Consider the following 24,952-nt stretch of genomic DNA (forward strand, 5'->3'; position numbering starts at 1 on the left):
GCAGGAGCGAGCGGTGCGCCAAAGCTGCCAATCTTCCCCCTCGTGGGGGAGATGTCCGGCAGGACAGAGGGGGGCGCCGTGGAGCGCCGGCCTGCAAATCGCCAGCGAAATGCGAAACGGGGGCCAGCTGGCCCCCGTTTCTCGGCGGAATTGCGGCGGGTCGAAGCGCGCCGCCGCTCTATCGTCCGGCCGACGTCAAAGCCGCCAGTTGCGCGACCAGCCGCGATCCGGACCGTTCGAGCTCGAGTTGGAGGAACTGTTCGACGATGAGTTCGAATTCGAGTTGCTCGAGGAATTGGAGCTGGAGTTCGAATTCGAATTGCTCGACGAATTAGAGCTGGAATTCGACGAACCGTTGGACGACGAATTGGAGCTCGAATTTGAAGAGCTGTTGCCAGCGACGATGAAGGAACCGTCGCTTTGGCTGGACATTGCCGCCGGCGGACGCTCGGTTTCCGGCGCTCCCGCGGGAGACTCCTTCGCCTGCGCCGTGGTGCTCGCGAGCGCTGCCATTCCTGCGACCAGTGTCGACTTGAGCTTCCAGTGTCTTGTCATGGTAGTTACTCCTTGTTTCAGACCGGACCGGCAGTTGCGGCCCGGCGGAGTAACGGGCGATCGCCGGCTTTATTCCATTCAGAGAAAGTTGGATTCCATTTCAGAGCAAGCCGGGCCAGAGCAAGCCGGGTCAGAGCGGGCCGGGCCGTCGCAGTTTCACTTCCGGTCCTTCTGACGGATCTCGTCCAGCGCCTTGACTTCCTCCTCGGCTGACATCGGAGCGCCTGCTTCGATCGCCGAAAGATAGGCGTCGAGGGCTTCGGTCGACGAGGCCGGGGCATAGCCTCCGGCGTCGCCGGGCGCCACGACGGCGAAGCTGACGCGCCATTCGTCGCCGGAACGGCAGGCGACCGACATCACCGTGGAGCGGTCCTGCGAGTCGACCTCGAACTCGCGGCACAAATCCTGCGAATCGTTACGGAACGTAGCGATGGCCCGGAACCGGTCGCTGATCCCGGCGAGCTTGATTTCCTTGCCGGACTCGACCGTTTCAAGGGCCTGGGCCAGGCCCGGCCTGATGACGCCGGCAACCCACAAGCCGCCCTGCGTGCGTTCGTTGCTGCCTGCTGCCCAATAGCCGGCGAGCCCGCCGCCAATTGCCGCCGCGAGAGAGGCGGCAATTGGCAGCATCCATCGAGACCTCGAAGCAGGCCCTGCCAAGCGCCTGTTGCCGAAGGGCAGTATCGATGCCGTCGCCGCTTTCTCGCCGGCACGCCTGGCCCCGATCATCTGCTCGACGGCCGCGACAAGTTTTTCGGGAACCGGCTCGTCGAGCAGCGGCTTCAGCGCGGCCTGCGCCTGCGCTCTGGTTTCGATGAACACAGCAACCCTGGCCACCAGACGGTCGTCCGTTTCCATCGCCTGCTCGATCCTGGCGACCATGTCCGGATCAAGCTCACCGTCGGCGAACCGCATCAGGATTTCGTCCGAAAAAGTCTCTTCGGTCATTTTGCAGCCCCTTTTGTGACCGGAGAACGGGTGGGCGCTGAAGATATTCCAGTCGCCTCCGCCAGATTCCTCCTCGCCCGGGCCAGCCTGCTCATCACCGTCCCGATCGGCACGGCAAGGACTTCCGCGGCCTCCTTGTAGGAAAGCTCTTCGACACAGACCAGAAGCAGCACGTCGCGCTGGTCGGCGGCGAGATCGCCTATGGCTTGCGCCACGCTGTTCAGCGCCAGCCGCGCCTCCATCTCGCGCTCACCGGAAACGCCGGCGATGTCATGGCGCCCGTCGATATCGTCCTGCGGGCCGGCGACCTTGCGCTTGCGGATGTCGTCGATCCACAGGTTTCTCAGGATCTTGAACATCCACGCGTCGAAGCGCGTCCCTGGCTCGAAACGCTGCTCGTTGGCGAGCGCCCGTTCGCAGGCGCGCTGGACAAGATCGTCCGCGATGTCGCGGGACCGGCACAGCGCAATCGCGAACCGGCGCAGATTCGGCAGAAAAGCGACAAGCTGATCTTGGACGCGGTTGGCTTTTTCCGGCATGTTGCTCCAGGTTCTGGAATAAAGCGGCCCCGCGCCCGTTCCTCGCAAGGCTAGCTTATTGCCAGACAGCTCCGCTAGCCTCGCGATGTTGAAAATCGGCGACGGCCGGAAATGTGAGGGAGACCATGCGCGCCACCTCCTGGTTGAGACCAAAAGCCCTGCTGCTTTTCTGGGTCGCCGTCGCATTGCTCGTCGATCCTCAGGCGCCGGGCGGCCAGCTGGCGCTCGGCGAGTTCGGACCAAGACCGGCGTTGGCCGATGACGACGGTGGCGGTGACGATGGTGGCGACGATGGCGGTGGTGATGACGGCGGTCAGTCCGGCGCTTCGCCCGGTGGCTCGCGAACGACGTCCAGCCGATCGACCGGCCCGAACCTGTTTCGCGCGCTGACGGATCGGTTTCTTCCGCGCCCGCCAAGGCGCAGCGGCAGGCGCGCGCAACGGCCAGCCGCCCCTTTGCCGTCTCGGGTACCGGACCAGATCGTGGCGACCGGGCTGAGTTCGGCTGAGATCGGTCGGCTTCAGGCAACCGGCTTCACCGTACTGGACCGTGCCGACATTCAGCTTCTTGGATCGGAGCTGATTCGGCTGCGCATTCCACCCAACATGCCGCTGGAGGCTGCGCGCGATCTTGTCATCGATGCCGCTCCGCAGTCGACGGCAGATTTCGTGCATTACTACCGGCCGGGACAAGAAGCCGAATGTGCCGGGCCGCACTGCGCCGCCGCGGGCCTGATCGGCTGGCCGGCCGATAGCGGACTGCCAGCCGGCTGCGGTGGCAATGTCACGATCGGCCTTATCGACACCGCGATCAATCCTGCGCATGACGCCTTCTCGAAAGGCCGGGTCGAAGTTCTTCGCCTGTCGGACGACGGCGTTCCCGAGTCCGGCCGCCAGCACGGCACCGCCGTCGCGGCCCTGCTTGTCGGCGGCGCCGACAGCCGTACTCCCGGCCTGCTGCCGCACGCCAGGCTCATCGCGGTCGATGCGTTTCATCGGGGCGATCGCCAGGATGACCGCTCGGACGCCTACGATCTGCTTCGCGCGCTCGATCTTCTTTCGGCGCGCGGCGTGCAGGTGACGAATATGAGCCTGTCGGGTCCTGCGAATGCGCTTCTCGAGCAGGTTGTCCGAAGACTCTCCGAACGCGGCATGGTGATCGTCGCCGCCGCCGGCAATGGCGGCCCAAAAGCCGGGCCTGCCTATCCGGCGGCCTATGCTGAAGTGATCGCGGTGACGGCGGTCGACCGCATGAAACGCCCCTACAGGCGCGCCGGCCGCGGCGAGCATATCGACCTGGCCGCTCCCGGCGTCCAAGTGTGGACGGCCGCGTCGGTCAGCGGCGCACGGCCGAAGACCGGCACCTCCTTCGCGGCGCCCTTCGTCACCGCAGCCGCTGCCTTGATGAAATCGGCAAACAGCAACGCCACCGCAGCCGACATTCAAGACGCGCTCGGCAAGTCGGCGGAAGATCTCGGCGCGCCGGGCAAGGACGACGTCTTCGGCTGGGGCCTGCTCAATGCCAGCGCCGCTTGCCTCGTCACGTCGAAGAAGGCGACCTGAAGCTCCACTGTCGATGCCGGAGGATAGCGCGGAGGGCGAAGGCTGGTTATAGACCGGCTTCCAGCCCCAACGAGGGGATTGCACCCCAACGGTTTCCGATTACGGTTGCGGCTGGAGTTTTACCACAGAAACAGCAACGGAGATTCTGCGTGAATCGTGTTCTGCCGGCCGTCTTTGTCCTCGCGCTCAGCGCGCCTGCCTTCGGCCAGACCGTCGACGGCGAGGGTGCCAAGCAGCTCTCCGAAAATCTGTCCCGCTATTTCGGCAGCAAGGCGATCGACAGCGGCTTCCTGAAGGTTTCGGTGGAAGGCGACGCCTACAAACTCGCCGTCGATTTCAAACCTGTCGTGGACCTGCTGGCGGCGCAGAATTCCTTCAAGTTCGACTTCAGCCCCTACGCATTGCTCGTCAAGCCAGACAGCAACGGGACATGGAGCGTCTCGGCGGACGTGTCGCAAAGCGGGTCCTTCGAGTTCAAGGGGCCAGAGGGCCCGCAAAGCATGCAGTTCTCGATTACAGACGGCAAGTTTTCCGGCGTCTACGATCCCGAACTGGCGGCTTTCACCAGCGCCACGCAGTCGATAGCCGGGATGACGATGAATTCCCGGGACGCCGTGCAGCGCGCCAAGGTGAGCACCGGCGCCGGTACGGCCACCATGAACGCAAGCAAAGCTGCGAATGGCGGCGTGGATTTTACCGCAACGCAGTCGCTCGCCGATTTCGCCGAAGCGCTCGACTTTGACGATCCCAAGAGCGGGCTGAAATTCCCGCTCACGATCAAATCGCCAAAGCTGTCGGTGAACGCGACCGGCAAAGGCGTGCGGACCAGGCCGCTTCTCGATCTGCTGGCATTTGCCGTCGCCAATGAAGACGAGGCCAGACTGAAGGCCAACCAGGCGCAGCTCAAATCGCTGCTGCTCGCCGCGCTGCCGCTGTGGGAGCGGATCGACGGAACCTACGGGTTCAAGGATCTCACCGTCGAAAGCCCGGTCGGGCTTTTCGGGGCGACTGAGCTGGACACAGGCTTCGGGACCGACGGCATCGCCCAGAACGGAGCAATCAACTATTCGATCAGGGCCGCGGGTCTGAAGATCCCTGACAATCTCGCGCCCGCCTGGAGCACGGCGCTGCTGCCGACCGATGTCAATCTGAGTTTCGGCGGCGCCAATATCGATCTCGACAGCATGGCGAAGAAGGCGATCGAAGCCTTTGATCTGAACAAGAATCCACCGCTGCCGGCCGACTTCGGCGATACCTTGACCGCTGATTTCATGGCCAAGATGCCGAAATTTGTCATCGGCCACAGCACGGTGAAAAACGGCGATATGGAAATCGCGATGGAAGGCGAGATGACGTTCGCCGGCATGAAGCCGGAGGCCAATGTGACCATCGATATCGCAGGCTATGACAGGATCGTGGAAAGCCTGCAGGCGGCAGCGAAGTCGAAGCCGGAAGCCGCGCAATATGTGCCGGTGGCGCTTGCGATCAAGGGATTCGGCAAGACGCTGCCGGACGGCCGCATCGAATGGGTCGTCAACGGCAAGCCGGACGGTTCGGTCACCGTCAATGGTGTCATGGTGAAGCCGGCCGATCCGGTTGCGAATGATGAAGGCGACGACGGCGAAGAAGAAGCGACGCCGTAGGCGTTTTCGCGATCCGATCGTCGCTTATATCGAATGCTCATGGTCGTCGTCGCCAAGCGGCAGCGCCCGCAGCGCCTTGCCGACGGAAGCCGGCGGCGTGCCGGTTTCCGCCGCGAACCGCATGAGCGTCGGCTCGTGGGCGAGGATGAACTGCAGCACGCCGGCCAGGAATCCCGGCTCGCCGGCGGCCTGGCGGATCGAATGCGCCTCGATGCCGGTGATCGCCAGGAAGCGGGGCAGAAGTTCCGGATCGGCGGCGACGAAGCCCAATGCCTTCACGGCAATGGTTTCCGCTTCCTCGCGCATTGACCCTGGGTTTGCCATCACTACCTTCTTGTGGGTTGAATGAGTCTGTTTTTGGCAGTAATCGCAAGCGTCGCCTGCGGCAAGCCATCTGTCTCTGCAATGCGGAGTTCGCGGTGAAATCCGAAGCTTTTCCGGCAGCCGGTTTCCGTTTCGTCAATTATCTCGCGGTAGAGTTGAGCAGAGTTTGGTGCGTACCGGCGAGGGCGCATGGCGGCATCCTTCGAGCGGAAGGCAGGCCGGGACGGGAATTTGATGCCTAAGAAGGTCATGATCGTCGAGGATAACGAGCTCAACATGAAGCTCTTTCGCGACCTCATTGAAGCGAGCGGTTACGAGACGGTACGCACGCGCAACGGTCTGGAAGCGCTGGATCTGGCGCGACTGCACAAGCCGGACCTCATTTTGATGGACATCCAGCTGCCCGAAGTGTCGGGGCTGGAAGTGACCAAATGGCTGAAGGAGGACGACGACCTCCATGTCATCCCGGTCATTGCCGTCACCGCATTCGCGATGAAAGGCGATGAGGAGCGTATCCGCCAGGGTGGCTGCGAAGCCTATATTTCCAAGCCGATCTCGGTGCCGCGTTTCATTGAAACCATCAAATCCTACCTGGGCGACGCCTGATGCGCCCTTCCAGCCGAGCCGGAGCTTTATGAGATGACTGCACGGATCCTCGTCGTCGACGACATCCCTGCCAATGTCAGGCTGCTCGAGGTCCGGCTGCTTGCCGAATATTTCGAGGTGCTGACCGCCACCAACGGGCCGGACGCGATCGAGACCTGTGAATTCGGCAAGGTCGATGTCGTGTTGCTCGACGTGATGATGCCTGACATGGACGGGTTCGAAGTCTGCCGCCGGCTGAAGAGCGATCCGGCGACGTCGCACATCCCGGTTGTCATGATCACCGCGCTCGACCAGGTTTCGGACCGGGTGCGCGGCCTCGAGGCCGGTGCGGACGATTTTCTGACCAAGCCGGTCAACGATCTGCAATTGATGACCCGCGTCAAAAGCCTGGTCCGGCTGAAGACTTTGACCGATGAGCTGCGCCTGCGCGCCTCGACCACGCGCAATATCGGCATCGAGGAGCTGTTGAGCCGCAACTTCGCGTCCGCGGACACCACGCCGAAGGTTCTGCTGATCGACGAGCGCAAATCCTCCATTGAGCGCGTCCAGAAGATGCTGCGCAGCAGCGCCGACCTCGACATCGCCACCGATCCGCATGCCGGCTTCTTCCAGGCCGCCGAGACGCCCTATGAATGCGTGATGATCTCGACGGGTTTTGCCGATTTCGATCCGCTCAGGCTCTGCTCGCAACTGCGTTCACTCGATCGCACCCGTTTCGTGCCGATCATCCTTCTGGCGGAGCAGGGTGAGGAGGGACGCATAGTCCGCGGCCTCGAGCTTGGCATCAACGATTATCTGATGCGTCCGATCGACCAGCATGAATTGACCGCGCGGCTGCGCACGCAGGTGCGCCGCAAGCGCTACAACGACCAGTTGCGCGCCAGCGTCACCCAGACCATCGAGATGGCGGTGACCGACCCGCTGACGGGATTGCACAATCGCCGTTACCTCGACAGCCATCTGCAGACACTGTTCGACCGCGCCGTGGCGCGGCGGCGGCCGCTGTCGGTGATGATCACCGATCTCGACCGCTTCAAGACCGTCAACGACACGCATGGCCATGACGGCGGCGACGAGGTGCTGCGCGAATTCGCGCGGCGGCTGCGCAAGAATGTGCGCGGCATCGATCTCGCCTGCCGCTTCGGTGGCGAGGAGTTCGTCGTGGTGATGCCGGACACGGACGGCGCCGTCGCCGAAAAGGTCGCGGAGCGGATTCGCGCCGAAATCGCCCAGATGCCGTTTGCCGTCGGTCAGGACGGCAAGACGATCGAGGTTACCGTCAGCGTCGGCGTGTCGTCGGTGCTGAAGGGTGTCGACTCGGTTGCCGGGCTGATGAAGCGGGCCGACCTCGCGCTCTACGAAGCCAAGAGCGCCGGCCGCAACCGGGTCGTCGCCAAGGCGGCGTAAAAGTCCGATTATCCTGTCAATGCGACAGGGTTACGAATTTACCTTAACGCAAGCGATTCGCCGGGCTTGGTTAAGAAATTGTTGATTTTCGCAGGCTGTTGCGCAAATGTGCAGGCCGATGACGGGACCGGCGCCAGGGTAGATCGCCGGATCGATCCGAAGAATACCCCATGATTCAGGTCCGCCGCATCTCCTGGGTCCGTGGGGTCGGCCGGCCGGCGCTGGCACATAGTGGCCTCCTCGTACCGCTGCCAAACGCCGGCCGGCCCCCATTCTCAAAATGACATCAAGTCTCTGCGCCAAGCATTGGAAATTCTGGACTTTTCGAGCTTTGAAAACAAAAAAGCCGCCCACGGGGCGGCGTTTTGTCTAGGCAGGAAAGCAGATTACTTGATCTTGGTTTCCTTGAACTCGACGTGCTTCTTGGCGACCGGATCGTATTTGCGGAACGACAGCTTGTCGGTCTTGGTGCGGCTGTTCTTGCTGGTCACGTAAAAGAAACCGGTGTCGGCGGTCGACAGAAGCTTGATCTTGATGTTTGCGGCTTTGGCCATTGTATCAGTCCATTATGTTCGTGGAGTCTTGGCCGCTGGAGCACGGGAAAACCACCCGGACGCGGGAAACTTGGCGCGACACATAAACAACGCGCCCGGAAAGTCAACCCTGTGAGGGGACCTCTTGCTTCTCCCCTTGTGGGAGAAGGTGGATCGGCGCGCAGCGCCGAGACGGAAGAGGGGTGTTGAACAGAGTGCCGCCAGTGCCAAGCTGGAGCACCCCTCATTCGGCCGCTTGCGATTCTACGCATCTTCTTTAACTGGGGCGGCCTTCTTCCAGTCTCCCGTGGTGTTCCACCAGCGGTTCGGGTTGGAGCGGTCGTCCAATCCCTTGGAGCGGCTGGCGAGGATCGGCTGGATGCGGATCACCGGCTCCTGATAGGTGTGGACCTGGAAGATCGCCTCGACGATGCGGGCGGCCAATGCCTGGTCGTCGGGCACCTCGAACGACACTTCCACCGTGCCATGCCGTCTGCGCAATTCGGTCTCGGCGCCGGCGGCAGCACCTTCGAGCGCCCGGTAGCGCTCGATGCCGTGCGCCGACTGGTAGGCATTGCCGTCGTATTTGCCCATGGTGAGCGGGGCGATCGCGACCACTGCTTCCATGATACGGTCGACATCGGAAGCCGGCGCCTGGAAGGTCACAAGCAGCAGCAATTCCATCCGCAGCGATTTCGTTTCAAACCCGGAGTCGATCATGGCGGCATCCTCAAATTCGTGGCGTGTTGCTGACAATCTACCCAGGTGCTGCTGACACGGTTATGTCAGCAGCCTTGCGCCACCTGAGGCATCGATCGGGTCTTTTTACAGGATTTTTCGGATGAGCCTGGCGCCGACCAGCGCGATATAGAAGGCGAAGAACAAGCCGAGCGCCCAGCCGAAACCGGAGGGGCCGAAAAGGTCCATGCCGATGCCGATCGCCTGCGGGCCGAGCACCATGCCGACACCGTAGCAGAGCACGAAGGCAGCGTTGGCCGAGGCCAGGTCGTGGCCGGAAAGCTGCGAGCCGAGATGGGCCAAGCCGATCGTGTACATGGCCGCGACGACGCCGCCCCAGACGAACAGAAGCGCCGCCATCAGATGCCAGTTCTGCGCGAAGTGCGGCATGAAGATGGTGCCGGCAAGCCCGATGGTTGCACAGGCCAGAAGCAGATAACGGCGGTCGCTGACCCGGTCGCTGATCATGCCGAGCGGGATCTGCAACAGCACGTTGCCGAGGCCGATCATAGTGAGCAGCAGGGCGGCATCGGCCTCGGAGTAGCCGATACGATTGCCATAGACGGGAAACAGCGCAAAGCCACCGGTCTCGACCGCGCCGAACACCAGCACCGCAGCGGTCGCTGTCGGCACCAGCCAGATGTAGCGCAGGAAGTTGCTGGTTTCGCCGTTGGAGACGATCGTCGGGCTCTCGTTGCGGGCCGCCAGAACTGGAATGGCGGCTAGCGTCACCAGCGCCATGATGACGCCGAAGGGCAGAAAGCCAGCGCTGCCGAGTTGGGCGAACAGCCACGGCCCGGCGGCAAAGCCGAGCGACAGCACGGTGGCGTAGATGCCGAGGACGAGACCGCGCCGGTGCGGCGGCGCCGATGTGCTGATCCAGAATTCCGACAGGATGAAAAGCACCGTCAGCGCGATGTGCAGCAGGACGCGCAGCGGAAACCACATCCAGAAGTCCGGTGCGAAATGGAAGCCGACAAAGGCCAGCACTCCGGTGGCGATCATGGCGAGCATCGTCCTGGCGACGCCGAACCGCATCGCCAGCGGGGTGGCGAGCGGTGCGCCGGCGATCGAGGCCAGGCCGGCGACAGCGGTGTTGAAGCCGATCATCGACGCCGAATGGCCACGCGTTTCGAGAATGACGCTGAGCAGCGGCATGCCGAGGCCGATGGCGATGCCGACGACGCTGATCGACGAGATCGCCGCGATCATCGGCAGCCAATGGACGCGTTCTTCGACCTCTTGCTGGGTATCGACTGTCATGGGATGTGAATGCTCTATGCTCTAAAGAATTTCGCGAACGAAGCGATTGCCGACAAGCCGGTAGAATGGCACGGAACCACCGGGGTGCAGCAGCGGATCGTCGATGAGCCGCTTTTCCAGCTCCCCCAGGATGGCCCTGGTGATGTCGGGCACATCAGCTTCTCTGGCCTTGGCGAGCGGCAGCCAGACCAGTTCCTCCAGCTCGTTGGTCGGACCGCCGTCCGGCAGCTCCACGGCGACGTCTTCGCGCCAGGCGCTGAAGAAGCGCGTGTCGAAGCGCCGCACCCGGTTCGGCGGGGTGATGGCGCGCGCGATGAAGCGCAGCGCTTCCAGCGACGGCCTTACGCCGTGCTCGGCAAAACCCTGCCAATCGCGCCTGGTCGTGGCGAAGGCGCCCTTCTGGCCGATCAGCAGGCCGGCTTCTTCATAGGTCTCGCGAATCGCCGACAGGGCGATGGCGCGGGCACGGGCCGGGCTGGTGCGGCCGACGCCGGCGGTCAGCCTCGCCTGTTCCTCAGGGTGCAGCGCTGTGGCAACGGGAATTCGGCTGTCGGCCGGATCGGTGCGGCCACCGGGAAAGACGAATTTCCCCGGCATGAAGGCGTGACGGGCGTGGCGCCTGCCCATCAGCACCAGGAACTCGGCGCCCTTTCGGTCGAGCAGGATCAGCGTCGCGGCGTCGCGCGGGCGTATAGGCCTGGCGTCAAGCGCGATCGGCTCAATCTTGTCGACTTCCGCCTTGATCATAACGTCCATGCGCACGACCTAGCGGAATCTTCTTCGATGCGAAAGTGGCGTCCAGCCATGCCGATTTGCGCCAGCCTCGGTTTCAAGCCTCGGGATGCGACTCGATCAGATCTTCTTCCCCGCCGAAGCCGTGCATATAGAACGCCCATTGCAGGCCGATGACGGCGCCCTTGACCGGCTGCAGCAAGACGATCGCCATGAGGATGGTCAGCGGCACCCAGATGGCGATGTGCTGCCAGGTGGACAGAGTGGAGGTCGCTTCGACACCCATGAAGGCGCCGAGCACGATGTGGCCGACGATGGCCACCACCAGATAGGCCGGCAGGTCGTCGGCGCGGTGGTGATGAAGCGCCTCGCCGCAATGATCGCATGTATCGACGGTCTTGACGAACGCTCGAAACAGCTTTCCCTCGCCGCAATGCGGACAGCGCCCAAGCGCGCCACGCTTCATCGCCGTCCACAGCGGGCGGGCGATCCGGCCCGAGTGCTGTTCGCCGCCGAAAACCTGTTCGTTCTTTTTCAGATCGCTTGGCATTACCGTCTCCTGCCGCGCGAGCCTGGACGCGATTGCGACGCACGGGCGCGGCCCTTGGCCTTGTGAAACGACCGTTTGGAACCGGGCAGCGGCTTTGGGTCGGTCAGCATCTCGAAACGCATCGCGCCGGCCATAGGTGCCACCTCGATCAGGCGAACCTCGACGCGGTCGGCAAGCTGATAGCCCTTGCCGGTGCGTTCTCCGAAAAGCGATCGGGCAGTTTCGTCGTATATATAGTAATCGCCGCCCAGACTTGACACCGGAATGAAACCATCTGCGCCGTACTGCGGCAATTGGACAAATAGTCCCGATTTGGTGACGCCCGAAATGCGTGCATCGAAGCGATCGTCGACACGCTCTGCCAGATAGGCGGCGATCAGCCGGTCGACCGTGTCGCGCTCGGCGGCCATGGCGCGGCGCTCGGTGGCTGAGATCAGCGCAGAAACTTCTTCCAGCCGCTCCGCTTCATCCTGCGTCAGTCCGCCTGCACCGAAGCCGAGCGCGGCAATCAGCCCGCGATGCACGATCAGGTCGGCATATCTGCGGATCGGCGAGGTGAAGTGCGCATAGCGTTTCAGGTTGAGGCCGAAATGGCCGATATTGCTTGGCGAATATTCGGCCTGCATCTGCGTGCGCAGCACCACCTCGTTGACCAGCCCCTCATGGTCGGCGCCGCGGACGCGATCCAGGATGCCGTTGAACTGGTTTGGCCGCATCTGGGCGCCGCGCGCCAGCGAAAGGCCAAGCGTCTGCAGGAATTCACGCAGCGATTCCTGCTTGGCGAGCGAAGGTGCGTCATGGATGCGGTAGACCAGCGCCTGTCGTTTCGCCTCCAGCGTCTCGGCCGCCGCGACATTGGCCTGGATCATGAATTCTTCGATCAGCTTGTGCGCGTCGAGCCGCTCCGGCACGACGACGCGGTCGACGGTGCCATCCTCCTTGAGCAGGATTTTCCGCTCCGGCAGTTCGAGCTCGAGCGGCTGGCGCGTCTCACGACCGCGCTTCACCACGGCATAGGCGTCCCACAGCGGCTTCATCACCGTGTCGAGAATCGGGCCGGTCTTGTCGTCCGGCGCGCCGTCGATCGCGGCCTGCGCCTGGCGATAGGCGAGTTTTGCCGCCGATTTCATCATGATGCGGTGGAACGAATGCCTGAGCTTGCGGCCATCGGCCGAGAAGGTCATGCGGACCGCCAGCGCCGGGCGGTCCTGGCCTTCGCGCAGCGAACAAAGGTCGTTGGAGATGCGCTCCGGCAGCATCGGCACGACGCGATCCGGGAAATAGACCGAGTTGCCACGCTTCAGCGCCTCGCGGTCGAGCGCGGTGCCATAGCGCACATAAGCGGCGACATCGGCAATCGCCACGGTAACGACCACGCCGCCGGGGTTCTTCTCGTCCGGATCTGCTGTCGCGAACACGGCGTCGTCATGGTCCTTGGCGTCGGCCGGATCGATGGTGACCAGCGGCAGGTCGCGCCAGTCTTCGCGGCCGGCCAGCGTCGCCGGTTTGACCGCCTCCGCCTCGGCGATGACGTCTGCCGGGAAAATATGCGGAATGTCGTGCGCGTGGATGGCGATCATCGAGACCGCCTTTTCGCTGGTCAGCGAACCCAGCACCGCCAGCACCTTGGCCCTGGGCAGCCCGTAGCGGGAGGCCCGCACCGGCTCGACCTCGACAAGATCGCCGTTCTTGGCGCCGTTCTGGAATTCCTTGTCGACGACCAGCTCCGGCTGGCGTCTTTCGACAGGCTCGATGCGGAAGGTACCGTCCTGCAGCACGCGAAAAACGCCGAGAACTGCATCGGTGCGCTTCTCGAAGATCTTCATCACCCGCCCGGTATAGGCAGGGCCGGTCGGGTCATCGGTTGGAAAGGTCTTGGCCAGCACGCGGTCGCCAATGCCCGGTGTCGGGCCGCCGCCGCCGCGCGACACGCGTATCGCTATGACAGGAGGCTCGCCGTTGCCCACGGCTTCGGTCGGGTGCGCCAAAAGCAAGCCGTCGGCGTCGCGGCCAAAGATGTCGAGCACGGCAACATGGGCGAGGGCGCCGACGCGGGCGAGCCGCTTGCGCTCCTTGGTCAGCAGGCCCTCATCCTGCAAGTCGCGCAAAACATCCTTCAGCCAGATACGGTCCTCGCCGCGCAGCGCAAACGCCTTGGCGATGTCGCGTTTGCCTGAGCGATCCGGATTTTCGGCGATGTAGCGCAGGATTTCGTCGCGGGACGGCCGGTAATCATCCTTGACCTTGGCCCGGGTGTCGGCGGTGCGCAGATCGCCATGACTTCTTCCGGATTCCCTGCGCGCCACGATGCACTATCCCTTTTTGTTGGCCACTTTCTTGGCCGCCATTTTTTGGACCGCCGGTTTTTTGGCCGCAGGCTTTTTGGCAGGTGCGGCCGCTTTGCGGAAGGGCTTTCTGCCGCCATTGCCGCCCTTGGCTTCCTTCTCGGCAATCAGCGCCACCGCGTCTTCAATCGTCACCGACTGCGGGTCCTTGCCCTTCGGCAGCGTCGCATTGACCTTGCCGAAATTGACATAGGGCCCGTATTTGCCGTCACGCACGACGATCTTGCCGCCGCCCGCCGGATGCTCGCCAAGTTCCTTCAAGGCGGCGGCCGTGCCGCCATTGCGACCGCCGGGGCCTTTCAACTGCTTCTCGGCGATCACCGACACGGCGCGGTTGAGACCGATTGAGAACACGTCCTCGATATTGTCGAGATTGGCGTAGGTGCCGTCGTGCAGCACGAACGGACCGTAGCGCCCCAGCCCGGCCGAGATCATCTTGCCGGATTCCGGATGCTTGCCGACGTCGCGCGGCAGCGACAGCAGGGCGAGGGCTTTTTCGTGGTCGATCGAATCGACGGCCCAGCCCTTGGGCAGGCTGGAGCGCTTGGCTTCCTTGCCGTCGCCGCGCTGGACATAGGGCCCGAAACGACCACTGCGCAGCGTGATTTCCTCCGCCGTGTAGGGGTCCTTGCCCAGCACCTTGGTGCCGTCCTCGCCATTGCCGTTTTCGGCATTGGGGTTGGCGGCGTCGCCGAGCTGGCGGGTGAAGGAGCATTCGGGATAGTTCGAGCAGCCGACAAAGGCGCCGAATTTGCCGAGCTTCAGCGACAGGTTGCCGGTGCCGCATTTCGGGCAGATGCGCGGGTTCGAACCGTCTTCCCGCGCCGGAAACACCAGCGGCGCCAGTTCCTCGTTGAGGGCGTCGAGCACATCGGTGACGCGCAATTCCTTGATATCGGCGACGGCGCCTGAAAAATCCTTCCAGAAATCGCGCAGCACATCCTTCCAGGCGAGCTTGCCGTCGGAAATCTCGTCGAGTTTTTCCTCGAGCGAGGCGGTAAAATCATATTCGACATAGCGCTCGAAGAAGCTTTCGAGGAAGGCCGACAACAACCGGCCCTTGGCCTGCGGCAACAGCTTGCGCTTGTCCATACTGACGTAGTCGCGGTCCTCCAGCGTCTTCAGAATCGCCGTGTAGGTCGACGGCCGGCCGATGCCGAGCTCTTCCAGCTTCTTGATCAGCGAGGCTTCCGAATAGCGCGGCGGCGGTTCTGTGGTGTGCTGGGTGGCGTTGATCGCCTCGCGCTCGAGTTGTTCGCCGGCACGGATCTCGGGCAGACGGCGGTCTTCCTCGTCTTCCGCATCCTCGTCCTTCTGGTCGGTGTAGGCGGCAATGAAGCCATCGAAGCGAACGACCGAACCGACGGCGCGAAGCTCCGCGCTGCGGGCGCCGTTGACCGCCTCGATCTCGACCGTGGTGCGCTCGATCTCGGCTGGCTGCATCTGGCTGGCGATGGCGCGTTTCCAGACAATCTCGTAAAGCCGCGCCTGGTCGGCATCGAGATATTGCCTGACCGAAGCCGGCGTGCGCATGAAATCGGTCGGGCGGATCGCTTCGTGCGCTTCCTGGGCGTTCTTGGCCTTGGTGGTGTAGTTGCGCGGCTTTTCGGGCAGGTATTTTGGGCCGAACTCTTTTGCGATCGCATCGCGCGCGGCTGATATCGCCTCGGGCGCCATCTGCACGCCGTCGGTTCGCATATAGGTGATCAGGCCGGTGGTCTCGCCGCCGATGTCCATGCCTTCATAGAGCCGCTGCGCCACCTGCATGGTGCGGCTTGCCGAAAAACCGAGGCGCGAGGAGGCGGCCTGCTGCAGCGTCGAGGTGGTGAAGGGCGGGCCTGGATTGCGCCTGGTCGGCTTGGCTTCGACCGACAGCGCCTTGAAGGTCGCGCCATCCAGCATCGCCTTGATGTCGTCGGCCTGCGCCTTGTTCGAAATGTCGAGCTTTTGCAGTTTCTTGCGATCGAAGGCAGTCAGCCGCGCCTCGAAATTATCCTTGCGCGGCGTGCCGAGAATGGCGGCGATCTGCCAGTATTCCTCGCGGATGAAGCGCTCGATTTCCAATTCGCGGTCGCAGACGAGGCGCAGCGCCACCGACTGGACGCGGCCGGCGGAGCGGGCGCCCGGCAGCTTGCGCCACAGCACGGGCGACAGCGTGAAGCCGACGAGATAGTCGAGCGCGCGGCGGGCGAGATAGGCGTCGACCAGCGGCGCATCGATCTGGCGCGGATTGGCCATCGCTTCCAGCACCGACGATTTGGTGATGGCGTTGAAGACGACGCGGCTGACCGGCTTGTCCTTCAGCGCGCGCTTCTGCTTCAGCACTTCCAGAACGTGCCAGGAAATGGCTTCGCCCTCACGGTCCGGATCGGTGGCGAGGATCAGGCCGTCGGCGTCCTTGACCGCCTTGGCGATGTCGGCAAGACGTTTGCTCGAGGCGGTGTCGACAGCCCAGGACATGGCAAAATCCTCGTCCGGACGCACCGAGCCATCCTTGGCCGGCAGATCGCGGACGTGGCCGAACGAGGCCAGGACCTTGTAGTTCTTTCCGAGATACTTGTTGATTGTCTTCGCTTTGGCCGGCGATTCGACGACGACGACGTCCATGAGGTCTCATATCAGCTGTGGTGCGGCAGAAGAATTCCGCTGCGCGCGACGAAATCTCGTATAATTGTCGCTCACATGGCCGTGCTTTTGCATCCGGTCAAGGGCAAGCGCCCAAAATGCAGTCCTGCATTGAGGGGTGCGTCATGTGATATCCGCAATCCTGGATAGTGAGAGCGGCTGCCCTGATCGTTGGACAAACCGGCAATGAATCCGGGAGAACGGGACAAATACTTCCGCCGATATAAGAGAAACATCGATCACGCGCCAGCCCTGGTTTGAAGAGACGGCAGGCATGATGCGACGTTGACGGGCGAGACAGGCGTGGCAAGCGGCCGTGCGACTTGCCACGCGATGGTGATTGGCGGATCGGCGCGGTCGCGGCTATATGGCAGCGCAAACCATCAGGAGTTCGGGAATGGCGTTGGATATCGGCTATGTCAGCGCAGTCGGGGCGGGGGCGATCTCGTTCCTGTCGCCTTGCGTGCTGCCGCTGGTGCCGCCCTATCTCTGCTATATGGCCGGCGTGTCGGTCGATGATTTCCGCGGCAATGCCGGCGTCACCGCCAGGGCCGACGCACGCGGCGCGCTGCTTTTTGCCTCGATCGCCTTCGTTCTCGGCTTCTCGACCGTCTTCGTGGCGCTGGGCGCCGGCGCCTCGACCATCGGCCGGCTGCTGCGCGTCTGGCAGGAGCCGCTGGCGATGGCGGCTGGCGTGCTCATCATCCTGATGGGGCTGAATTTTCTCGGCATATTGCGCATCCCGCTGCTGTCGCGTGAGGCGCGCTTCCAGTCACAGGGCAAGCCGGCCAGTATCGTTGCCGCTTATGTCATGGGACTGGCCTTCGCCTTCGGCTGGACACCCTGTATCGGACCGGTGCTGGGGCCGATCCTGACGCTGGCCGGCGGCCGCGAGACGGTGGGCGAGGGAGCGGCTCTGCTTGCCGCCTATTCGCTCGGCCTCGGCATACCGTTCTTGATCGCGGCGCTGTTTTCCGGCGCTTTCATGCGCTTTCTCGCAAAATTCCGCGTCCATCTCGGCCGCGTCGAAAAGGCGATGGGCGGGCTGCTGGTCGTCGCCGGCGTGTTTTTCCTGACCGGAGGCGTGCAGGCCGCGTCCTACTGGCTGCTGGAGAATTTCCCGGTGCTGGGGCAGTTGGGGTGAAATTGGATCAATGCTGTCGCAAATTGGTGTTGCCGGCCCGCAATCGCTTCAGGTCTGCGCTGCCCCTCATCGCCCTGCCGGGCACTTCTCCCCGTATAGTGACGTATAGTGACGGGGAGAAGGGACGCCTTCGCAGAGGATTTCGCCAATCTCCAACGCTGCAGAAAGAGCGCCAAGGTTGCGGCCAGCCCTCTTCTCCCCGTCACTATACGGGGAGAAGGTGCCGGCAGGCGGATGAGGGGCAGCGCCGAGTTCGAAAATTGGACTGCCGCAAGTCTCACCGGAATTTAACCGCATTGGTGCAGCATGGCGCCAATCCATGCCTTGATTCCCAACCCTTTTCATATGGTCGCATTCCATGAGCCAGAGAACCTGCCTGTCCGTCATCCTCGCCGCCGGCGAGGGCACGCGCATGAAAAGCGCTGTGCCAAAAGTGCTGCACCCGATCGCCGGCCTGCCGATGGTCGCCCATGTCGTCAAGGCTGCGGAAGCCGCAGGCAGCGGTGATCTGGCGCTGGTGATCGGCCATGGCGCCGACGAGATGCGCAAGGCCACGCAAAAATTCGCGCCGAAGGCGGAGACCTTCGTCCAGGACAAGCGGCTCGGCACGGCGCATGCCGTTCTGGCGGCTCGCGACGCGATCTCAAACGGTTACGACGACATCCTCGTCATGTTCGGCGACACGCCGCTGATCGACCCGGAGGTGCTGAGTGCTGCGCGTCTGAAACTGGCCGAAGGCGCTGCCGTCGTTGTGGTCGGCTTCCGCACGTCAAATCCGTCCGGCTATGGCCGGCTGATCGAAAAAGGCGGCAAGCTCATCGCCATCCGCGAGGAAAAGGACTGCACCGACGAGGAGAAGAAAATCACCTTCTGCAATGGCGGTCTGATGGCGGTTGCCGGCAAGCACGCGCTGCAGCTGCTCGACCAGGTCGGCAACGACAACGCCAAGGGCGAATACTATCTCACCGACATCGTCGAGATCGCGGGCGGGCAAGGCCTTAATGTCATCGCGGCAGAAGCCGGCTTCGAGAATGTGCTCGGCATCAACAACCGTGCCGAACTCGCTGCGGCCGAAGGCATCTGGCAGGCGCGCCGGCGGCGCGAGGCCATGCTCTCCGGGGTTTCCCTGATCGCGCCCGAAACCGTCTTCTTTTCATACGATACCGAGATCGGCGCCGACACGATCGTCGAGCCCAATGTCTGGTTCGGGCCGAGCGTGACAATCGCCACCGGTGCCAGGATCCATGCCTTCAGCCATATTGAAGGCGCCACGATCGCTTCGAATTGCGCTGTCGGTCCGTTTGCGCGGCTGCGGCCGGGTTCCGATCTCAAGCAAAAAGCCAAGGTCGGCAATTTCTGCGAGGTCAAGCAGGCGACGGTCGAGGAGGGCGCCAAGGTCAATCACCTGACCTATATCGGCGATGCCCGCGTCGGCGCCGGCGCCAATATTGGCGCTGGAACCATCACCTGCAATTATGACGGCTACTCGAAATTCTTCACCGACATCGGCGAAGGCGCCTTCGTCGGCTCGAATTCGTCGCTGGTGGCGCCTGTCACAATCGGCAAGGGCGGCTACGTCGCTTCGGGCAGCGTGATCACCGAAAGCGTGCCCGACGATGCGCTCGCCTTCGGCCGCGCCCGCCAGAGGACGCTGCCCGGCAAAGGCAAGGAATTGCGCGAGCGTTTTGCTTCGGCTGCGGCTGCCCGGAAAAAAGGCTAGCCTGGCTGCGGTAATCGGATTGCAAGCGCACTCGGTCATGGTGCATCTGTGCAGAACCGTTCCGGCTGATACGGAACGAAACGCAAAGTGATTTTCGCGGCTGCCCGGCCAACCCTAAATGGCGCCGGGTTTTCAGCCGGAATCGGGGGCAACGTCTATGTGCGGTATCGTCGGAATTGTCAGTCACTCGCCGGTCGCGCCGCTCATCGTCGATGCGCTGAAAAGGCTCGAGTATCGCGGCTATGATTCGGCCGGCGTCGCCACCGTCGAGCACGGCCAGCTGGCGCGTCGCCGCGCCGAGGGCAAGCTGATTAATCTCGAACGCCGGCTGAAGGACGAACCGCTCGACGGCATGATCGGCATCGGCCACACGCGCTGGGCGACGCATGGCGTGCCCAACGAGACCAATGCGCATCCGCATTTTTCCGATGGCGTCGCCATCGTCCACAACGGGATCATCGAGAATTTCGCCGAATTGCGCGACGAGCTGATGCGCGACGGCTACACATTTTCATCGCAGACCGATACCGAGGTCGTCGCACATCTGGTGGGGCGCGAACTGGCCAGGGGCCTGCAGCCGGTCGAGGCCGCGCACCAGGCGCTGAAGCGGCTGGAAGGCGCCTTTGCGCTGGCCATCATGTTCAGGGGAGACGAGGATCTCATCGTTGGCGCGCGCAACGGCCCGCCGCTGGCCGTAGGCCATGGCGATGGCGAGATGTTTTTGGGCTCCGACGCCATCGCGCTTGCCCCCTTCACCAATTCGATCACCTATCTGGAGGACGGCGACTGGGCGGTGGTGCGCCGTAACGACGTCGCCATCTTCGACATGGACGGCAACAAGGTCGACCGCAAGCGCCAGCAGTCGCTTAGCACCAGCTTCATGGTCGACAAGGGCAACCGGCGCCATTTCATGGAGAAGGAAATCCATGAACAGCCCGAGGTGATCTCGCACACGCTGGCGCATTATGTGGATTTCGTTGGCGGCGTCTCGAAGCCGCTCGACCTGCCGTTCGATTTCGCCAAAATCGACCGGCTGGCGATTTCGGCCTGCGGCACTGCCTATCTGGCCGGCCTGATCAGCAAATACTGGTTCGAGCGCTATGCGCTGCTGCCGGTCGACATCGATGTCGCTTCGGAATTCCGTTACCGTGAAATGCCGCTGTCGAAGACAGACGCCGCCTTCTTCATCTCGCAATCGGGCGAGACCGCCGACACGCTGGCCTCGCTGCGCTATTGCCGCAAAGCCGGCATGAAGATCGGCGCGGTCGTCAATGTCCGCGAATCGACGATGGCGCGCGAATCCGACGTCATCCTGCCGACGCTGGCCGGGCCGGAGATCGGCGTCGCCTCGACCAAGGCCTTCACCTGTCAATTGTCGGTGCTGGCCTCGCTTGCCGTGCGGGCCGGCGTGGCGCGCGGTACGATTTCGCAGGAACAGGAAACGACGCTGGTCCGCCAACTGTCGGAAGCGCCGCGCTATGCCAACCAGGTCCTGAAACTCGACGGCCAGATCGAAAAGGTCGCGCGCGACCTCTCGCACTACAAGAACGTGCTCTATCTTGGCCGCGATACCAATTTCCCGCTGGCCATGGAAGGCGCGCTGAAGCTCAAGGAAATCTCCTATATCCATGCCGAGGGCTATGCTGCCGGCGAGCTGAAGCACGGGCCGATCGCGCTGATCGACGAGAACATGCCGGTGATCGTCATTGCCCCGCATGACCGGATTTTTGAAAAAACCGTGTCGAACATGCAGGAAGTGGCGGCGCGCGGCGGCAAGATCATCCTGATCACCGACAGCAAGGGTGCCGCGCACGCCACGGTGAAGACGATGGAGACGATCGTGCTGCCGGACGTGCCGGAAATCATCTCGCCGATCATCTACGCGCTGCCAATCCAGATGCTGGCCTATTTCACCGCGGTGTTCATGGGTACCGACGTCGACCAGCCGCGCAACCTGGCGAAATCGGTGACGGTGGAGTAAGGGCTGGCAAGTTTCGACCAGCTGCCGATAGGTCCGGTGACGGTTAGTATCAGTTATTGATACATATTTCTTGCACGCCCTCGTGTATCAATGTATGATACGTGACGAGGGGCAGAAATTGATCGTTTCGTTCAAAGGCAAGGCGGTGGAAGCGGTTGCCGAGGGGAAGGCCCGAAGGGTTTTCCACCCGATCTGGTTGCCCGTGGCGAACGTCGTCTTCGTGCTATCGCCAATGCCGCCCAATTGAATGACCTTAGATCGCCACCCGGAAACCACCTTGAAGCCCTGAAAGGGAGTAGAGCTGGGCAGCATTCTATCCGTATCAACGAACAATGGCGCATCTGCTTCAGATGGACTGATGCTGGCGCCGAGGATGTGGAGATCGTCGACTACCATTGAGTGGGCACTTGCCCTAATCCGTCGAGGTCCCTGAACCATGCTCAAGTTCGCACGTCCAATTCACCCCGGAGAATTCCTGCGCGAGGAATATCTCCTCCCGCTTGGCATGAGCGCTGGAGCGCTGGCGAAGAAGCTTAATCTTCCGCGCACTCGTATCGAACGCATTGCCAAGGAAGAGATCGGCTTGACTCCCGATACCGCGCTTCGCCTCGCCAGGTTCTTCAACACCACGCCGGAATTCTGGATGAATTTTCAGCAGGCCTATGAGCTCGAAACCGAGGCACGGAAACTCGCGCCTGAGCTCGAGAAGATCGAGCCGCTGGAAGTCGCGGCATAGTTGATCATTTAAAAAATTCGCAGTTCCAAAGCCGGATGCGGTTCATTAATGTCGCGCCGCAATCAGCGCTGCGGTGAACCATGTCCGATGCTTCCAAGACCTCAGGCATGACCCGGCTGCGGAATTACTTCCTGACAGGCTTTGTCGTCTGCGCGCCGCTGGCGATCACCGCCTACATCGCCTGGTCGTTCATCGGCTGGGTCGATTCCTGGGTAAAACCCTATATTCCGGCGCGCTACAACCCCGATAGCTATCTGCCGGCGCCGGTTCCGGGGTTCGGGCTGATCGTCGCCTTGATCCTGATCACCCTGATCGGTTTCCTGACCGCCAATATCGTCGGCCGGGCTATCGTCTTGTTCGGCGAGAGGCTGCTCGGCCGCATGCCGCTGGTGCGCGGCATCTATGGGTCGCTGAAGCAGATCTTCGAGACCGTGCTGTCGAACAAGGGCGACATGTTCCGCCAGGTCGGGCTGGTCGAATACCCGCGCAAGGGCGTCTGGTCGCTGGTGTTCGTCGCCGGCGAGAAGGAGACCGAGATCAACCTGAAGCTCGACCAGGAGGGTGATCCGCTGATCGCGGTGTTCATGCCGTGCACGCCCAACCCGACCACCGGCTTCCTGATGTATGTGCCGAAATCCGATATCGTGCTGCTCGACATGACAATCGAGGACGGCGCCAAGCTGATCGTTTCGGCAGGCCTGGTGGCACCGGCGGTCAAGACGAAAATGGTGACGTTGAACGGCAAGCCGATCGGCGTTCAGGTCGGCAATCCGCCGGTCGACGCCGGGCCTCAGCCGGCGCGCAAGAGCCGCACCGCCTCGTCGCGGCCGAACAAATAAAGCAGCATGCGAAGGGCCGCGCCGCGTTCGGATTGCAGTTCCGGATCGCGCGACAGGATCAGCCGCGCGTCGTCGCGGGCGGCTTCGAGCAGGTCGGCATGCGCCTCGATGCGCGCCACCTGGAAGCCAGGTGTGCCGGACTGGCGGGTGCCGAGCAACTCGCCTTCGCCACGCAGTTTGAGATCCTCCTCGGCGATGCGAAACCCGTCCTCGGTCTCGCGCATCACTGACAGCCGGCGCGTTGCCGTCTCGCCGAGCGGATCCTTGTAGAGCAGCACGCAGGACGACGGTTTTTCGCCGCGACCGACCCGGCCGCGCAACTGGTGCAACTGAGCGAGGCCGAAGCGCTCGGCATGCTCGATGACCATGATCGTCGCATTCGGCACATCGACGCCGACCTCGATGACCGTGGTGGCGATCAGGATGCGTGTCTCGCCGGCCTTGAAGGCGCGCATAGCCTCGTCTTTTTCGGCGCCCTTCATGCGGCCGTGCACCAGGCCGATCCGGTCGCCGAACAGCGGCTTCAAGGAGGCAAAACGGTCCTCCGCTGACATCAGCTTGATCTCTTCGGATTCCTCGACCAGCGGACAGATCCAATAGATCTTCTGGCCGTCGGCGACGGCGTCGCGCATGCGGCCGACCAGTTCGTCGAGCCGCTCGAGCGGCAGGGTGACGGTGCGGATCGGCTGGCGCCCGGCCGGCTTTTCCGTCAGCTTCGACACATCCATGTCGCCGAAAGCAGTCAGCACCAGCGTGCGCGGGATCGGCGTCGCCGTCATCACCAGCATGTCGGGCGCGTCGCCCTTGGCGGTGATGGCGAGCCGCTGGTGGACGCCAAACCGGTGCTGCTCGTCGATGACGGCAAGGACCAGGTCGTGGAACGTCACCGTTTGCTGGAACAGCGCGTGGGTGCCGACGACGATGTCGATCTCGCCACTGGCCAGGCCGGTCAGCGTCTCGGTGCGCTCGCGGCCCTTTTCGCGGCCGGTGAGGATGGCGATGCGCAGGCCGGCTTGTTCGGCCAACGGCGCAATCGTCGCAAGATGCTGGCGCGCCAGGATTTCGGTCGGCGCCATCAATGCCGCCTGGCCGCCGGCCTCGACAGCGCGCGCCATGGCGAGCAGCGCGACAACCGTCTTGCCTGAGCCGACATCACCCTGCAGCAGGCGCAGCATGCGTTCGGGGTCACCGAGATCGGCATTGATTTCGGCAAGCGCCATTTCCTGCGAATTGGTCAGCGAATAGGGAAGGGCGGCGCGCAGCTTTTCGACGAAGCGGCCGTCCCCGACCAGCGGCCGGCCGGACAGGCGGCGGACTTTTGCGCGCACCAGCGCCAGCGACACCTGGCCTGCCAGAAACTCGTCATAGGCGAGACGCCGCCAGGCCGCGCCGTCGACGGACACGTCGATCGGGTCGGCGGGATTGTGGATGCGGGCGAGCGCGTCGCCGAAGGCGGGAAAGCTGCGGCGGCGCAGAAACTCATCCTCTAGCCATTCCGGCAGCACCGGCAAGCGAGCGAGCGCCTGGCCGATTGCCCGGCGCAGCACTTTTCCCGAGAGCCCGGCGGTGAGCGGATAGACCGGCTCGACCAGCGGCAGGTTTTCCGCTTCGCTGGCCAGCGCGATGTGGTCGGGATGAACCATGGTCGGGCGGCCGTTGAACCATTCCATGCGGCCGGAGACCACGACATGCTCGCCCTCGGGCATTGCTTTTTCGAGATAGGCGGCGTGCGCATGGAAGAAGGTCAGCGCGATCTCGCCGGTGTCGTCATGGGCGTAAACCCGGTACGGCACCGATCTGTTGCCGCGCGGCGGCGGCTGGTGGCGATCGATGCGCACTTCCAGGGTGACGATCGCGCCTTCAGCCGAACCGGCGATGCCCGGCCGGTTGCGGCGGTCGATCACCGAATGCGGCAGCACGAACAGAAGATCGCCGGCACGTGCGGGGCGGCGATCACCAAGATCGGCCGGCACGATTTTCTCGATCAGTGCGCCGACCTTCGGCCCGACGCCGGCAAGCGAGGTGATCGGGACAAACAGCGGATCGAGGAGGGAAGGTCTCATGGGTGTCGGCGCTCACCCCCCAGGGGGGGGGGGGGGGGGGGGGGGGGGCGGGGGGGGGGGGGGGGGGGGGGGGGGGGGGGGGGGGGGGGGGGGGGGGGG

General features: G+C 63.3%; 22 protein-coding genes. 11 read left to right on the plus strand and 11 right to left on the minus strand.

The annotated features are described in order from the left end of the window. On the plus strand, positions 1 to 730 hold a 730-nt coding region (locus AC0L2A_RS33530), incomplete at its 5' end, for a hypothetical protein (protein ID WP_473612484.1). Here the strand turns inward: AC0L2A_RS33530 and AC0L2A_RS33535 are convergent. Beyond that, positions 712 to 1,503 (minus strand): anti-sigma factor family protein, encoded by a 792-nt coding sequence (locus tag AC0L2A_RS33535; protein ID WP_473612486.1) that lies wholly within the window; start codon positions 1,501 to 1,503, stop codon positions 712 to 714. The two genes, AC0L2A_RS33530 and AC0L2A_RS33535, sit on opposite strands and share 19 nt — an antisense overlap. Beyond that, the gene (locus AC0L2A_RS33540) at positions 1,500 to 2,042 is read right to left on the minus strand and encodes an RNA polymerase sigma factor (RefSeq protein WP_473612487.1); all 543 of its coding nucleotides are present in this window, start codon (positions 2,040 to 2,042) and stop codon (positions 1,500 to 1,502) included. Before AC0L2A_RS33540 ends, AC0L2A_RS33535 begins: the two co-directional genes overlap by 4 nt. Before the next feature lie 125 nt (positions 2,043 to 2,167). Here AC0L2A_RS33540 and AC0L2A_RS33545 point away from each other — a divergent pair, with 125 nt between their 5' ends. Beyond that, positions 2,168 to 3,604, plus strand: coding sequence for a S8 family serine peptidase (locus AC0L2A_RS33545; RefSeq protein ID WP_473612488.1), 1,437 nt, complete (start codon positions 2,168 to 2,170; stop codon positions 3,602 to 3,604). Positions 3,605 to 3,753: 149 nt separating this feature from the next. Continuing rightward, on the plus strand, positions 3,754 to 5,247 hold the full coding sequence (locus AC0L2A_RS33550) for a hypothetical protein (RefSeq protein ID WP_473612489.1): 1,494 nt from the start codon (positions 3,754 to 3,756) through the stop codon (positions 5,245 to 5,247). 24 nt (positions 5,248 to 5,271) lie between these two features. Here AC0L2A_RS33550 and AC0L2A_RS33555 read toward each other — a convergent pair whose 3' ends face one another. Continuing rightward, complete coding sequence (locus tag AC0L2A_RS33555) at positions 5,272 to 5,571, minus strand: DUF3572 domain-containing protein (RefSeq protein WP_027156292.1); 300 nt, start codon at positions 5,569 to 5,571, stop codon at positions 5,272 to 5,274. A gap of 249 nt (positions 5,572 to 5,820) precedes the next feature. Between AC0L2A_RS33555 and AC0L2A_RS33560 the strand changes: the two genes are divergently transcribed. Next, a complete protein-coding gene (locus AC0L2A_RS33560) occupies positions 5,821 to 6,177 on the plus strand; it encodes a response regulator (RefSeq protein ID WP_287247952.1) in 357 nt (118 codons plus the stop codon). Between the two features lie 33 nt (positions 6,178 to 6,210). Continuing rightward, entirely contained in the window at positions 6,211 to 7,584 is a 1,374-nt protein-coding gene (locus AC0L2A_RS33565; RefSeq protein ID WP_473612491.1) for a PleD family two-component system response regulator, read from the plus strand. 386 nt (positions 7,585 to 7,970) lie between these two features. On the opposite strand, the gene rpmG is transcribed toward AC0L2A_RS33565, so the two are convergent. From rpmG to topA, 7 genes are all read right to left on the minus strand, one after another. Next, the gene (gene rpmG, locus AC0L2A_RS33570; RefSeq protein WP_006201775.1) at positions 7,971 to 8,138 is read right to left on the minus strand and encodes a 50S ribosomal protein L33; all 168 of its coding nucleotides are present in this window, start codon (positions 8,136 to 8,138) and stop codon (positions 7,971 to 7,973) included. Positions 8,139 to 8,381: 243 nt separating this feature from the next. Further along, positions 8,382 to 8,837, minus strand: a complete 456-nt coding sequence (locus tag AC0L2A_RS33575; RefSeq protein ID WP_473612492.1) for a YqfO family protein — start codon at positions 8,835 to 8,837, stop codon at positions 8,382 to 8,384. 105 nt (positions 8,838 to 8,942) lie between these two features. Further along, entirely contained in the window at positions 8,943 to 10,118 is a 1,176-nt protein-coding gene (locus tag AC0L2A_RS33580; protein WP_023801086.1) for an MFS transporter, read from the minus strand. Between the two features lie 21 nt (positions 10,119 to 10,139). After that, positions 10,140 to 10,874 (minus strand): NUDIX hydrolase, encoded by a 735-nt coding sequence (locus AC0L2A_RS33585; RefSeq protein ID WP_473612493.1) that lies wholly within the window; start codon positions 10,872 to 10,874, stop codon positions 10,140 to 10,142. 73 nt (positions 10,875 to 10,947) lie between these two features. Continuing rightward, complete coding sequence (locus tag AC0L2A_RS33590) at positions 10,948 to 11,400, minus strand: DUF983 domain-containing protein (RefSeq protein ID WP_473612495.1); 453 nt, start codon at positions 11,398 to 11,400, stop codon at positions 10,948 to 10,950. Continuing rightward, complete coding sequence (gene rnr, locus AC0L2A_RS33595; RefSeq protein WP_473612496.1) at positions 11,400 to 13,706, minus strand: ribonuclease R; 2,307 nt, start codon at positions 13,704 to 13,706, stop codon at positions 11,400 to 11,402. The genes AC0L2A_RS33590 and rnr overlap by 1 nt, the downstream gene beginning before the upstream one ends. A gap of 6 nt (positions 13,707 to 13,712) precedes the next feature. Further along, positions 13,713 to 16,352, minus strand: coding sequence for a type I DNA topoisomerase (gene topA, locus AC0L2A_RS33600; protein WP_473612497.1), 2,640 nt, complete (start codon positions 16,350 to 16,352; stop codon positions 13,713 to 13,715). Positions 16,353 to 16,767: 415 nt separating this feature from the next. Between topA and AC0L2A_RS33605 the strand changes: the two genes are divergently transcribed. The 6 genes from AC0L2A_RS33605 (at position 16,768) to AC0L2A_RS33630 (ending at position 22,790) form a co-directional block, all read left to right on the plus strand. Beyond that, positions 16,768 to 17,514 (plus strand): cytochrome c biogenesis CcdA family protein, encoded by a 747-nt coding sequence (locus AC0L2A_RS33605; protein WP_473515695.1) that lies wholly within the window; start codon positions 16,768 to 16,770, stop codon positions 17,512 to 17,514. Positions 17,515 to 17,872: 358 nt separating this feature from the next. Further along, positions 17,873 to 19,234, plus strand: coding sequence for a bifunctional UDP-N-acetylglucosamine diphosphorylase/glucosamine-1-phosphate N-acetyltransferase GlmU (gene glmU / locus AC0L2A_RS33610; RefSeq protein ID WP_473515694.1), 1,362 nt, complete (start codon positions 17,873 to 17,875; stop codon positions 19,232 to 19,234). 157 nt (positions 19,235 to 19,391) lie between these two features. After that, on the plus strand, positions 19,392 to 21,215 hold the full coding sequence (gene glmS, locus AC0L2A_RS33615) for a glutamine--fructose-6-phosphate transaminase (isomerizing) (RefSeq protein WP_473515693.1): 1,824 nt from the start codon (positions 19,392 to 19,394) through the stop codon (positions 21,213 to 21,215). A 225-nt stretch (positions 21,216 to 21,440) separates the two neighbouring features. Further along, complete coding sequence (locus tag AC0L2A_RS33620; RefSeq protein ID WP_473612501.1) at positions 21,441 to 21,614, plus strand: type II toxin-antitoxin system RelE/ParE family toxin; 174 nt, start codon at positions 21,441 to 21,443, stop codon at positions 21,612 to 21,614. Positions 21,615 to 21,651: 37 nt separating this feature from the next. Then, entirely contained in the window at positions 21,652 to 21,951 is a 300-nt protein-coding gene (locus tag AC0L2A_RS33625) for a HigA family addiction module antitoxin (protein WP_077383967.1), read from the plus strand. A gap of 80 nt (positions 21,952 to 22,031) precedes the next feature. Beyond that, on the plus strand, positions 22,032 to 22,790 hold the full coding sequence (locus tag AC0L2A_RS33630; RefSeq protein WP_473612498.1) for a DUF502 domain-containing protein: 759 nt from the start codon (positions 22,032 to 22,034) through the stop codon (positions 22,788 to 22,790). On the opposite strand, the gene recG is transcribed toward AC0L2A_RS33630, so the two are convergent. Further along, positions 22,742 to 24,853, minus strand: a complete 2,112-nt coding sequence (recG, locus tag AC0L2A_RS33635; RefSeq protein ID WP_473612499.1) for an ATP-dependent DNA helicase RecG — start codon at positions 24,851 to 24,853, stop codon at positions 22,742 to 22,744. The two genes, AC0L2A_RS33630 and recG, sit on opposite strands and share 49 nt — an antisense overlap. Positions 24,854 to 24,952: the final 99 nt, after the last annotated feature.

It is taken from the genome of Mesorhizobium sp. WSM4844 (assembly GCF_055811775.1).

Excerpts from the sequence above, each read along its gene's own strand:
- AC0L2A_RS33535 (WP_473612486.1), bottom strand. The coding sequence starts at position 1,503 with ATGACCGAAGAGACTTTTTCGGACGAAATCCTGATGCGGTTCGCCGAC.
- AC0L2A_RS33540 (WP_473612487.1), bottom strand. The coding sequence starts at position 2,042 with ATGCCGGAAAAAGCCAACCGCGTCCAAGATCAGCTTGTCGCTTTTCTG.
- AC0L2A_RS33545 (WP_473612488.1), top strand. The coding sequence starts at position 2,168 with ATGCGCGCCACCTCCTGGTTGAGACCAAAAGCCCTGCTGCTTTTCTGG.
- AC0L2A_RS33555 (WP_027156292.1), bottom strand. The coding sequence starts at position 5,571 with ATGGCAAACCCAGGGTCAATGCGCGAGGAAGCGGAAACCATTGCCGTG.
- AC0L2A_RS33560 (WP_287247952.1), top strand. The coding sequence starts at position 5,821 with ATGATCGTCGAGGATAACGAGCTCAACATGAAGCTCTTTCGCGACCTC.
- AC0L2A_RS33565 (WP_473612491.1), top strand. The coding sequence starts at position 6,211 with ATGACTGCACGGATCCTCGTCGTCGACGACATCCCTGCCAATGTCAGG.
- rpmG (WP_006201775.1), bottom strand. The coding sequence starts at position 8,138 with ATGGCCAAAGCCGCAAACATCAAGATCAAGCTTCTGTCGACCGCCGAC.
- AC0L2A_RS33575 (WP_473612492.1), bottom strand. The coding sequence starts at position 8,837 with ATGATCGACTCCGGGTTTGAAACGAAATCGCTGCGGATGGAATTGCTG.
- AC0L2A_RS33580 (WP_023801086.1), bottom strand. The coding sequence starts at position 10,118 with ATGACAGTCGATACCCAGCAAGAGGTCGAAGAACGCGTCCATTGGCTG.
- AC0L2A_RS33585 (WP_473612493.1), bottom strand. The coding sequence starts at position 10,874 with ATGGACGTTATGATCAAGGCGGAAGTCGACAAGATTGAGCCGATCGCG.
- AC0L2A_RS33590 (WP_473612495.1), bottom strand. The coding sequence starts at position 11,400 with ATGCCAAGCGATCTGAAAAAGAACGAACAGGTTTTCGGCGGCGAACAG.
- topA (WP_473612497.1), bottom strand. The coding sequence starts at position 16,352 with ATGGACGTCGTCGTCGTCGAATCGCCGGCCAAAGCGAAGACAATCAAC.
- AC0L2A_RS33605 (WP_473515695.1), top strand. The coding sequence starts at position 16,768 with ATGGCGTTGGATATCGGCTATGTCAGCGCAGTCGGGGCGGGGGCGATC.
- glmU (WP_473515694.1), top strand. The coding sequence starts at position 17,873 with ATGAGCCAGAGAACCTGCCTGTCCGTCATCCTCGCCGCCGGCGAGGGC.
- glmS (WP_473515693.1), top strand. The coding sequence starts at position 19,392 with ATGTGCGGTATCGTCGGAATTGTCAGTCACTCGCCGGTCGCGCCGCTC.
- AC0L2A_RS33625 (WP_077383967.1), top strand. The coding sequence starts at position 21,652 with ATGCTCAAGTTCGCACGTCCAATTCACCCCGGAGAATTCCTGCGCGAG.
- AC0L2A_RS33630 (WP_473612498.1), top strand. The coding sequence starts at position 22,032 with ATGTCCGATGCTTCCAAGACCTCAGGCATGACCCGGCTGCGGAATTAC.
- recG (WP_473612499.1), bottom strand. The coding sequence starts at position 24,853 with ATGAGACCTTCCCTCCTCGATCCGCTGTTTGTCCCGATCACCTCGCTT.